The organism is Maribacter sp. 6B07 (assembly GCF_002700155.1).
GTDB classification, from domain to species: domain Bacteria; phylum Bacteroidota; class Bacteroidia; order Flavobacteriales; family Flavobacteriaceae; genus Maribacter; species Maribacter dokdonensis.
Genome location: NZ_PDUT01000004.1, coordinates 235926 through 247254, shown reverse-complemented (window position 1 = coordinate 247254; position 11329 = coordinate 235926). Strand labels below are relative to the sequence as shown.

Sequence of the window (11329 nt, the reverse complement as noted above, 5' to 3'; positions counted from 1 at the left end):
TTAGTAATTTCTAATTAATATTTTTAAAGTAAATATAGTTTTGATCAATTCAATAAAAATTAATCCTTGCGCAATTTAGAAATTACTGCAACCACGTTCTTTTCTTCAAATTTCCCTATAAACTTAAGGGTATAGTTGATAAGAGTTGATTTCGGGGATTTAATGAATTCCCCTAATCGTAAAACCGCTAAATCCATTTGACGTATAGCGTTATCTTGATGACCAACGCCCAAGCCCCAAAGCAAATTGGCATTGTACCATGAAAATGCCCTAGCCTTGCCCAGACTAAAATTGATAATCTCTTCATCGGTGTTCTTACCTGCAATGTCCAATAGAAAAAGCAAGGGAGAAACCCTACTTAATCGGTCTTGCATTTCGTTTACAATATTTCCTAGGATAGAATTTACTGTATTGAAATCATTTTCTATATCACTTATTTCTTTGCCTTGCATTACAGCGCTTGCGGCTAATCCCAAATCAAGATTAATATGGGTATTGATACCTAACATGATATGCTGTAAAATGGTTAAAGGTTCATCTTTTGAACCAAAGGCAAATTGCCACGATTTACTGATTGACGTCTGCTTTTTATATCCATTGTAGGCATCTAAATAGTAATTGGCGAAGGCTACATCAAAGATTTCCATACGGGCATTGTCTTCAAAATTGCCTAGTATTATCTCCTTTTGAATTTCAGCGGTTACTCTTCTGTATAAAAAAGCAAAGAACCCTATCCGATCGTTGTTGGCTATTGCACTATCTATGATTTCGTCCAATTGAAATAGGACTTCTCGTATGGTGGTCGGTCGGCTAATGATAATTGTTTTGGCTACAGTATTATACTGCTATATTGTTATTAAAACGTATAATCGTTTTCATAGCTATAAATTTATCCAATTCTAATTGTAATTTGAAGTTACGTAAAGTAAACTTTTGCTATAACTACAAAAAAGAATAAATCTCAAGCTGTAGAAAAAGATAATTAATCGGCAGTTTTAAATATAGCTCTCCATTTAAAAGCCAAATAGATGATTGCTCCCAAAAGAAACGAATCTAGAAAATATGCACCTGTTATCTGAAATACTTCAAAGTAAGTTAGCATACTGATCAGTGAACTCAACACCCAACTGATTAGAGCTGCTGGTTCCCATTTAATAATATCTTCAAGGTTGTACTGTTGTCTTTCAATCCAAAAGAAATGAATAAAATAGATAGAAGAAATGGACGGAGCTAAAATGCCCAAAAACTCTAAAAATTCAAAAAGGTAACTAGCAAAACCCAAAAGGGCTAAGATTGTACCAATAATACTTGAGATGATTACGACGCTTTTAAATGTCCATTTTTTATTGATGGTTGTAAACGTTAAGCTCGCCGAATAAAGGTTGGTCGCGTTGGTGCTCCATGTGGATATGAATAGAAGTAAAAAAGCAGGAATTACCATATTATATGCTTCCATTATTTTGATGATATCAATTTCACCGGTTTGTATGGAAGGTACTGCGCTTAAAATATATGCAAGCGGAGTACCAATAGTTAATCCTAAAACAGAGGCAAGACTTTGTTGGTCGTTTTTTACGAATCTAGAAAAATCCGCCATTAATACTGGGAATAAAACTGCCGCGCCTACTAGAATTGAAGTTGCCTTAAAGAGTGTCATTGAATTTTCTTCGGGAATATAATCGAACAGTGCTGCTGGAGTTTCTAATTTCTCAAGAGATAGGTAAAAAACATAACTTAGAAAAGCAGTTAAAATTGGGATGGAAATATTAGCGACTTTCTCAATGCTTCTAATTCCATAAACCGTAGTAATCGTAATAAAAATACTGGTCACGATAATGATCAGTTCTTTTGAAATGGTAAAGCTAAATGTACTCGAAGTGGTATCAAAAATAGCAATGGCTAATAATTCTAACGCTACGGCAAACCACCCGATTAAGGTTATGCCAAAAATGAAATTGACAATCTTTGCTCCATGTTCCCCAAAACTAAAATGAAGAATCATGTAAGTAGATAATCTTGAACGATTACCGATTAAGGTAGTCGCCATACACATAATTGTCAATACCAATGTAGAGATACCAAAGGCAATAAGTGCATCTTTAAAACCAAGACCAAGGGCAATTTCAGAGCCTAAAAACAAGGTGGATACCGATAATCCCGTACTTGCAATTATCAGCGCTACCACCCAACCAGAAACGAAGTCTTTGGGTTGAACTTTGGTAGTTGCGTATTGATCTGCTTGGTTAGACATTTGTAGCGCTTAATAAGCTCTCTGCTAAAGGTCTTAATTCTTCATGACATACTTCGCCATTATCGGTAATTTGTATTTCATCAAAATAAATACTGGTTTTGGCTACTACGCCGTCAAAATGCGATTTAGCCATTTGTCCGAATGGAGGCATATCCATGGCGCTTGTATGTCCAAATCCGAAATCTACACCGCCCCAAATACGTTCGTCTTCAACAAGTTCACCTGTAATGGCATGAACTTTCGGATTAAGCCCTATCATATTATGAGAAATCTTATACATGTTCTCGTCTTCAAAAGAAGTGAGGTATTCTTTGAACTTAGCAGCGCCCTCCCCTTCTATTTCAACAATTTTACCATCTTTCAATACAAATGCTACTTTATCAGTAAGTTTTGCATGCTGTAAATAATCGAATATAATACGACCGTTCATGCTATCTAATTTGGGGACCACATTTACAAAACCGGGTGCTGTACCAAACTTAGGCATGGAAAAATCGCCATCATCATAATCGAAGGTGTAATTAGTATCAATATCGTAAGATACATCTGTTCCGTTATCACTGGTGATACGTACAGTATTTGCAGTTTTGACCATACTGGTTACTTTAGACAGAAGTTTCTTTAAAACGGGAATTTCAAAACCTGTAAATACTCGGTCTAGCGAATCTATAGAGCTTTCTGCAATTATTAAGTAGCGTAGCTTTTTATTATCTCTCATAGCTTTTTCCCAGATTTCTGAGTATAAAAGCACTACTTCATTGGCTTCAATCCATACATCAGCTTTTAATAAGGCTGCTGTTAATGCTTCAGAAGGCCAATCCTTCATTCCGGCTTGACTGTCTTTTTCAGCTTGGGGAATATACATGACCAATGGCAGTCCACCAGCATTTTGTGCAGCTTGGGCCATAGCATCAATAGTAGCTCTATCTGTACCTAAATCCGCTGTAATGGCAATGGTTTCTCCAGGTTGTACCTGAAACATATCTTCCATTAATATTCTTGAAAAACGTTCTCTTTTGGCTTCCATATGTATTTAAAAAAAGTATGATAAGGGCATCCTAAGACGATGCCCATAATTATCAGTTAATGGTTGTAGAATTTTAGAACTTTACAGATATTGCAGTACCAACGGTTAAAGGTTGACCTCTCCAGGCAACATCATCAGGACTGCCAACAAATTCTCCTGGTGAAAATTCTTGGTAGTACTCTTTATCAGTTAGGTTTTTACCCCAAAATTCAAGCTTCCAGTTTTTATAGGATATTCCAAAACGAGCATCTAACAAAGAATAAGTATCAGTAGTAAAGGCATCTCGATTACTTTCATGCCAATAGGTTTTCCCTGTAGTGTCCATGTTTAAGAAACCGTTGAATTTTAAATAATCGGTAATATTGAATGAAGATTCTAATCCGACAGCGAAAGTACTTACAGGTACAAACGGTGTTTTTTGACCATGGTAAGCGGAATTGTTTGTAAAAGTACCATCGTCTCCACCTGTAGTACCACCTTCTACAATTTTAGCATCTGTTACACCTATATTGGCAAAAATATCTAAGAAGTTGGTAAGTCTAGCACGAGACTCCAACTCAAAACCGAAAACATCACTCTTATCATAATTGTAAACTCCTGCAATAAAAGTGGTCAAATCTAAAATGTATTGTTGTTGGTTATTTAAAGAAGAATAGAATACAGAACCGTTAAGTATTAAGCGATCGTTCCATGAAGTAGTTTTAAATCCTAATTCATAATTGTCTGAAGTTTCATCGTCAAACTCTCTATTGAACAAATCAGTTGGCTGAGCATTGAATCCGCCATTTCTATATCCACGTCCGTAGTTTGCATACACTAATATATTTTTGTTTGCTTGGTATGAAAAAGAGACTTTAGGCTGAAATTCATTGTTGTCTCTTTCTGAATTGGTAACAAATAACGCATCATCTTGCGTAAACTTGTCCATATCTAAACGGAAACCTGCAGATAATGTTAATTTATCGGTTAGTTTGTAATCTCCAAATCCAAATAAAGCTATGGTTTGGGTTTCATTAATATAATCTGCGGTATCATAGGCATCAGGTCCTCCAAAATCTACCCCCGTAGTTCCGTTTTGGTAGAAATCTTTTTCTATTTTTTGGTAGAATCCGCCTAAACTCCAATCAAACTTAGTATCTGTTTTGGTATTGTTAATTCTAATTTCTTGGTTAAAAGTTTTGGTAGTAATTTCTTCGCCTTGTGTTAATCCGTCCAACTCAAGAAAATCTAAATCTCCACTGGTAGAACGCTCTACTTTATTAATAGAAGTGATACTTTGTAATTTAATACCAGTAAGGTTATAGTCCATGTTTAAGGTACCATAGCTGTTGTTCATATCAGATCTTCCAAGCACATCAGAAAATATTACATTATTACCATCTGACGGATTAGGATCTAAAATACCACCTGTAAATTCGCCATCTGTTCCTGTTGGGTTAACCGAGTAATAAGTTGCGCCACCTTCTATATTAAAATACTGGTAAGAACCTGTCATTGAGAAGTTAGAAGATAACTTCGCTTTCAATTGACCCCTTACATTAATATCTTCTCTAAAATCAACTTTTTTGTCTAAGAACTCGTTGGTCAACAATCCATCAAAATCTTTATACTGTGTTGAAAAATGGTAGAACAACTTGTCTTTCGCTATAGCTCCGGATGATACGAACTGTGCTTGTTTAAAACCACCATTACCAACACCTATTTTGATTTGGTTGTTCATTTTATTGGTAGGGTCTTTTGTGTAGATATTTACGGCGCCACCAATTGCATTTTTGCCATATAAAGCACCTTGCGGACCTTTAACCACTTCAACCAATGCCAAGTCATACAAATCTTGACTTAATAAACTTGGATCTGGAATGGTAACACCGTCAATAACGAAAGCCAAAGGGGCATCGCCTCCCCTTACTTGAGGAATACCACGAACCGTAATAAAGTTTAAACCAATGGATTGCGCAGAGTTAAATTTTAAATTTGGGACAAGGGTTGAAAATGAACTAACGTCTGTTATACCGGCACTTTCAATTCCTTCCGCATTCAAAGCGGTAACAGATTCTGGTGTGGTTTGTATAGATTCTGTTCGTTTACGGGATTTACCCATAACACCAGAGAAACCTTGAACGGTAACCCCAGTCAGTGATACAGCAGTTTCTAGCAGTTCTATATCAATTTGAGATTGTCCTGAAATTATTATTTCTTTTGTTTCAAATCCAATAAAAGAAACAGATAATACTGCTTCTTCAGATGTTATCGTAATATCAAAATTTCCGTTGAAATCTGAAATTACACCATTGGATGTACCTTTTTCGCTAACACTGGCTCCGGGTAACGGTTCGCCATTTTGGTCTGTAATTTTACCGGTCACCAAAGTTTGTGAAAAACCTAAGGTAGAAACCAGAAAACTAATAAGTAAGAATAATTTTTTCATGATCTGTTTAAATTAGTTTGTTTGCTAAATGTAGAAACACATCTATTAATTCTTATTAATTCTAAATACTAAAAATATTTTTAATAATTTTAATCATAAAATAGGAATTTATGATAACAAGCTCAGGGTCATTAGTTTTTACTTCAGAATACTTTAAATTACTAATAGATAAGTTACATGATGAGTTTATAAGAAAACATAATCTTAAGCAATTACCTAAAACCTTTCAATTGTATGGTTATGGTGCTTATGATGAAACCAAGCCTAGTTTAAAAACTGATTTTGAAGCTTTGGGTTCCGAATTCATTAACGGTAAGTACTTATATGATAAGTTCCGTGAATTTGAAAAAGGGAAACCACTAATAAAACTGAATCATTATTATAAAACTATCATCTTGCTTTTTTTAGGATATCAGGATTATGAGGTGTTTCTAGCAGAACACAAGCCTTCTGAGGATGAGTTCGAAAAACAACTAACCCTCCTTAGAAGTAATGATGAAGACATTACGTATTACTATATCAACTACTATTTTGGAGAAGACAATACAATCTTAAAAGGGCAAAGTATCATTTCTAAAAATTGGAAGAAGATTCAGCATATTTTTATGTATCCATTAGAAGATGGCACCATGCGTGAATATTATAGCCACGGCAATATAAAACGCCAAGGAGATACTTTGACTATTAAAACAAATACTCTTTCTGGAGACAGATATATTGATGGGGCTAGTGAAATCTATTATTTAGGACACCGAGCACCATCTAATATAAAATACTTGATCGGTACCTATTGCACATTTGATCTATTTACGAATACCGTTGCCGGACGTTCCATTTTAGAAAAGTGTGATAGTAAGCAAGAAATGGAACAAAAATCTAAAGATTCTAGAATACCACCCTATATTGCTATGGAAATAAGAAACAAGCGAATTGTAAATCCTAGTGTAGTTCCAAAACACGCACTAGAATTATCAAGTAACAGTCCGTACGCATCACTTTATGGCAAATTACCGGGTATTTATAATGTAACTTTTGAATTTGTGGACGGATTTCAGGAAAAATTGAAATTTAAAATATTAAAATCAAATTTCGCAATTGTAACACTCACGGATAATGTCTATATAGAAAAAGATCGAATAGAGCTTTTAAATAAAGGCTCTGTAATTAATTTCAGGTTTAATTTTTCAGGAATAATAGCTCTTGAAAGAGTTAATATTTATTTCAAAAGCTACTATTTGAAAAATAACAGTAGAAACCAAGAAGGGGTTTTTAGTGGTATAGATAATGAGAACAGGTTGGTGAATGGCTCACTAAATGTAGATTTTATAGAAGCATAGGCAAATCAGAAAATATTAATAAAAGATTTGTCTTTACCAAGATTAGAAATCTCCTGCCTTTCACTATAATTTCTTGTAAAATTATTCTTATAACAGCTATAAACGTTATTACTCCACAATTTTAATATCTATAGATGTTCTGCTCTGCCAACCGGTTGCATCTGTAACCGAATATGCACAGTGGTAATCGCCCGTATCTATGTCATTTGGTATGGTTACCGGGATATTGATTTCATAACTGGTCAATGCGCCTTCAATGGTAAAGTTTTCCACATAGATCAAAGGATTTACAGCTGATTTAATTTCACCTAAATCACATTCTGTTACCTGGTCATCATGGGTATGGTGATCAAAATTATGATGGATATCAATACTGTAAGCGGCAAGTTCATTGTTATCCGTAACCATTGCCCTAAAATTATAGGTTTCTCCTCTAGTAAGTAACGCGCAACCTTGAGGAAATCCTGCCGTATAGTTAACTGTAATTGTAGGCTTTTCTTCATCAATTTCAACGCTGTCGTCACTAGAACACGCCGCAGTTAGTAGTATAATGGATATAAAATAGTAATATTTAAAAGTAGATTTCATAAGATTAGATTTAAGACCGCACAGCATGTTGGTACGCCGTGCGGTTTTGTTTTATAATTTAAGCAGTTACATCAATATGTGCTTCGTATACTACGGTATTACCAACTTCATCCTCAACAGTAAAGATGATATGATATTCCCCCGCAGGAGCAGTAGCAGGTACATCTATATGTTCATGGAATTCCGCTTCCATTTCTTCATGGTAACCTTCTAAAAATTCTTCTTCAAAATCCCATGCTACTTCTCCTTCTCCAGGTGTAACTCCGTCTGCATGAATATCTACGGTTATACTATGTATACCATGCGCAGCTAGTATCATGAATTCAATATGGAAATCATCTCCTCTAGCTACTGTTTCATCCATTTCAAAACCACTAATAGCTATGGCATCTAGTATTATAAGGTGACCATCTACTTCTGTGCTGTTCCCCAATTCATCGGTAACCAAAAGTTCAATATGGTATTCGCCAGAAGGAATGTCTGTTGGTACATCTACATGCTCATGAAATTCAGGATTAAGCACCAAGTATTTGGCATCTGTAAATACTTGCTCAAAATCCCAATCTACTTCTCCTTCTCCGGCAGTTACTTCATCGGAATGAATAGAAAGTGTAATACTACTTACGGTAGCTTCTGCAGCAATTTCTGCTGCTAAATGAATATCTGAACCTTTAAAAGCGTATGCTTCTTCTGAATCATGATCATGATCATCATCCCCATCTTCGTCATGATGACCTTCACCAAATTCAAAATTGGTAATTACTGGAGCATTCAATTCAATAGCTCCTTCATCATCATCACTACTACATGATTGTAAAAAGAGTCCGACAGACGCAACGATTGCTAAAAATTTCAAATTTGGTTTCATAATAGTTGTTTTCATTGTTTTCATTGTTTTCATTTCTAATTTGATTACTGATTACTGATTTTAAAAAGGTATTGTTAGGGACAATGAGATGTTTCTGCCAGCCTCCGGAACATCTATAAGTCTATAAAAGCTGGTATGATTAAAATATTTGGTATTGAATACGTTATTCAGTTTTATGCGCATTTCAAGTGGGGCGTTATTGCTGAACGCATTTAATTCTGATAAGAAAGACATGTTTAAAACTTGATAGCCATCTGTTTTTTCTTCGGGAGGAACAATGTCTTCTTGATCGGCTGTAATTCTAAAATCTGCGATCAATTGAGGTTTCTCAAAGAATAGCAGCTTGTTAAATTGATATTTTGCGGAAAGTAAGGCAGATAAAGGCGGTGAAAATGGCAACGTAAATCCTTCTTTTGGACCGCTCTGCTGTCTAGAATACACATATTCTACAGATGCAACTAATTGCAGATTTTTAAAAATAGAGGCACTTGCATTGAACTCTCCTCCCATTCTAAAAACCTTAGCTTGTGTATATTCATAAATTTGTATGGTTTCAAAATAGCTTGATGTTGGATTGAGGTAAATATAATTTTGAAAAAAATTCACGAACGGGCTAACCCCTACACTAAAAGTTTCTTCAGCATGGTCTACACTTAAATCTAACTGATATGATATTTCTGGTTCTAGATCAAGATTACCTTGCTCAAAACGGTACATGTGATAGTTGACACCGTCAGATGCTAATTCATTTGCCAAAGGCATTCTAAAACTTCTACCAATGTTAATTTTATAGCTGGTCTTATTTTGAATGTAGCTAAGCCCAAGAGAAGCACTAAGACTGCCAAAATCAAGAGTTTTGTTTTTAGACCTTTGCAGGTGTATATATGATGTGGAACCATCATCGTTATTTACTGTGGACGGGTACCAATCATAATGCGCTTTGGTGTCTACCCTGCCAATATCATAGCGTAAACCTGCTAGCACATGAAGATTGGAATTTACCTTAAACTGATCATAACCAAAAACACCAGCTGTATACCGATTGTATTCCGGGATTAAAAAGCCCCATCCTCCTATATTATTATTTTGGTATTCCGTATTTAAGCCCAAGACCAGGTTATGTTGGTCAGTGGGTTTGAACGTATCACGAAAATTTAGGGAATAGGTATTTTTAATAAACAATCTTTCCTTGGTATCGGGCGGTGTTGGCATATACCCATGTGGTACGGGTTCTGAATGCTCTTTCCTATTGTTATTTTGGTAGCCAAGGTCAATGTTTAAAATATGTGCACCCGAGCTTAAAACAGTATTGTTGGTAATTTTAAAGTGGTTTACTTTATGATATGGAAGATCAATATCTCTGTTAGAGCTGTCATAATCTATACTGGAAGTTCTTACCTCCAAACCATGTGCGTTCGCAAAGAATCCGTTTTTTGCATTAACATTGCTAAAGACGGTTTCAGATTTAATACCCTCAGAGACAAAACCTATACCTAAACTTGCATCAGCCTCATATCCGGCTGTATTTCTTAAATTATTTTCATGCAATTCAAATATGTAATTTTCATAATTGATTCTATCTGCAGGTACTTTGTAATCTCCGTAATCTCTATATGTTAATCTTCCGCGATAAAACCATTTATCTTTTCTAGCCGTAATACCTGTAGAAACACCCAGCAAATCATTATTGCTTTCACCTAGAATATTCACTTCACCATTAAAAGAATTGGTTAACGGAGTTTTATTCGGTTGAATATCTACAACACCCGCTATAGCGTCTGAACCATACAATAAAGAAGCCGGTCCTTTAATAATACGTATGTTTTCAATGCCGTGCTGGTCAATTTCCAGTCCGTGGTCATTGCCCCATTGTTGTGCTTCATGTTTTATGCCGTTTTGTACGACGGCAACCCTATTAAACCCTAATCCGCGAATTACAGGTTTAGATTGCCCGGAACCTATGTTAATAGTACTTACACCGGCAATTTTGCTCAATGTTTGCATTAAGGTGTTTTCCCTATTTTGTTCTAGAAACTCCTTTGATACGGTTTGTGTAACGATCGGTACTTCTTTGGCTTCCCTATTTTTGGTCTTTCCGTTGACTTTTACCTCCTCTAGTTCAGTGGCAGCTTCAAGTAAAAAAACTTTTATTTCCTTTATGTTTTGCTGTACTTCAACATTCATGGTTGCAGGCTCGCAACCAATATGTGATACGGTAAAGGTGTAAGTACCTTCAGCTACATTGTTTATCGTAAAAGTTCCATTTTCCATAGAAACGGCATACAAGTTTTTACTAACAATAGTGGCGCCTTGTGCCGGTGATAAGTCTTTAGCATGTAATACAACACCCTTAATTTGATAAGTATTTTGTGCAAGTGCCATTGAGTATAGACCAAAGAATAGCCATATACCCAGTATTTTATAAAACATAAAAATGAACTATAAGAGTTGAATAATTGCTCTTTAAAAAAGCAAAATGATAGAGGTGCGTTTAGCTTAAAAGTGTATGAATTGAGTCTATATAGCCAAATAGTATAAGGCATATAAATCAGATGACTTTTAGCATAAATTGTAGTGAAACTTATAGCAATACAGGTGGAGGTCTAGAGAATAGTGCCTTGGTAACAATAGTACTATCTATTGTAAAATGGTAATTGGTGACAATTTCAAGTGGTATTATAAATTCAGGATTCTCTATTCCGAAATCGCTTGAACTGGGGGAAATAGTTGGGGTAAAGTTATTTATTATGGCATAATCGCAAATAATGCAAGTATCATGCTCTTGTTCATCATTTGAATGGGATAAAACATGTAGTCCAGACACATTCGT

9 protein-coding genes are annotated in these 11329 nt (G+C 35.2%); 1 reads left to right on the top strand and 8 read right to left on the bottom strand.

Annotated features, from left to right (window positions below; genetic code table 11):
- Positions 1–59 precede the first annotated feature (59 nt).
- From CSC80_RS15165 to CSC80_RS15150, 4 genes are all read right to left on the bottom strand, one after another.
- Positions 60–797 (bottom strand): DUF5995 family protein, encoded by a 738-nt coding sequence (locus tag CSC80_RS15165; RefSeq protein ID WP_262497252.1) that lies wholly within the window; start codon positions 795–797, stop codon positions 60–62.
- Positions 798–982: 185 nt separating this feature from the next.
- The gene (locus CSC80_RS15160) at positions 983–2251 is read right to left on the bottom strand and encodes a cytosine permease (RefSeq protein WP_099192926.1); all 1269 of its coding nucleotides are present in this window, start codon (positions 2249–2251) and stop codon (positions 983–985) included.
- A complete protein-coding gene (locus tag CSC80_RS15155) occupies positions 2244–3278 on the bottom strand; it encodes a hypothetical protein (protein ID WP_071342295.1) in 1035 nt (344 codons plus the stop codon). The genes CSC80_RS15160 and CSC80_RS15155 overlap by 8 nt, the downstream gene beginning before the upstream one ends.
- Positions 3279–3351: 73 nt before the next feature.
- On the bottom strand, positions 3352–5706 hold the full coding sequence (locus tag CSC80_RS15150) for a TonB-dependent receptor (protein WP_099192925.1): 2355 nt from the start codon (positions 5704–5706) through the stop codon (positions 3352–3354).
- Positions 5707–5816: 110 nt separating this feature from the next.
- Here CSC80_RS15150 and CSC80_RS15145 point away from each other — a divergent pair, with 110 nt between their 5' ends.
- Positions 5817–7043: a hypothetical protein gene (locus tag CSC80_RS15145; RefSeq protein WP_099192924.1), complete on the top strand. Its 1227-nt coding sequence runs from the start codon at positions 5817–5819 to the stop codon at positions 7041–7043.
- Positions 7044–7151: 108 nt separating this feature from the next.
- On the opposite strand, the gene CSC80_RS15140 is transcribed toward CSC80_RS15145, so the two are convergent.
- The 4 genes from CSC80_RS15140 to CSC80_RS15125 form a co-directional block, all read right to left on the bottom strand.
- Positions 7152–7631, bottom strand: coding sequence for a DUF4625 domain-containing protein (locus CSC80_RS15140; protein ID WP_099192923.1), 480 nt, complete (start codon positions 7629–7631; stop codon positions 7152–7154).
- 58 nt (positions 7632–7689) lie between these two features.
- Entirely contained in the window at positions 7690–8514 is an 825-nt protein-coding gene (locus CSC80_RS15135; RefSeq protein WP_099193376.1) for a DUF4625 domain-containing protein, read from the bottom strand.
- Positions 8515–8559: 45 nt separating this feature from the next.
- Positions 8560–10929, bottom strand: coding sequence for a TonB-dependent receptor (locus CSC80_RS15130; RefSeq protein WP_099192922.1), 2370 nt, complete (start codon positions 10927–10929; stop codon positions 8560–8562).
- Between the two features lie 151 nt (positions 10930–11080).
- Positions 11081–11323, bottom strand: coding sequence for a hypothetical protein (locus CSC80_RS15125; protein WP_143751761.1), 243 nt, complete (start codon positions 11321–11323; stop codon positions 11081–11083).
- Between the last annotated feature and the right edge of the window lie 6 nt (positions 11324–11329).